A 512-nucleotide genomic window follows, 5' to 3' on the forward strand; every position below is an offset into this window, starting at 1 on the left:
CCCGCTGCGCGGTCGCGGAGAGGTTGCGCGAGATGACGCCCAGCGTCTCGGAATAGTCCGGCACGTCCGGCACCTCGGCCCGCTCGGCTGCGAGCCGTTCGACCGCGCGGCGCATCAACGATACCTCGGCGCGAAGGTTCTCGAACGCCTGTGCCGCCTGGTCCTCGCCGTAGTCCTCGTCCGCCACCCGACCCCCCTTATCGGCTCATGCCGCGATCACGGTCGCGGCCGATGCTGACCGACCGCGCCAGCTCCTGACCGATCGCTCGGCCCCGCTCCATGCTCAACGCCAACTCGGGCGCGCGGGCGCGCAGCACGGATTCAAGCTGCGGGTCGCGGTGTAGCCCGCCCGCGATACTCTCCATGCGCTTGCCGAGCTTCTCCGCGCCCGCACGATCGCCGGCACGCTCCATGCTGGCCCGCGCCTCCTTCATGCCCTGCCACTGCTCCACGAACCGCCCGGCGCGCTTCTCCGGGTCGATGCGGACCTGGCGCTCCGTCTCCATCGCCTT

2 pseudogenes are annotated in these 512 nt (G+C 71.3%); both read right to left on the reverse strand.

Annotated features, from left to right (window positions below):
• Positions 1-187 (reverse strand): annotated as a pseudogene (locus AACY52_RS30135) (hypothetical protein); the annotation flags it as partial.
• A gap of 10 nt (positions 188-197) precedes the next feature.
• A pseudogene (locus AACY52_RS30140) lies at positions 198-512 on the reverse strand (Ti-type conjugative transfer relaxase TraA); the annotation flags it as partial.

The sequence above is a fragment of the Pseudomonas sp. EA_65y_Pfl1_P113 genome (assembly GCF_963970525.1).
GTDB lineage: Bacteria > Pseudomonadota > Gammaproteobacteria > Pseudomonadales > Pseudomonadaceae > Aquipseudomonas > Aquipseudomonas tritici.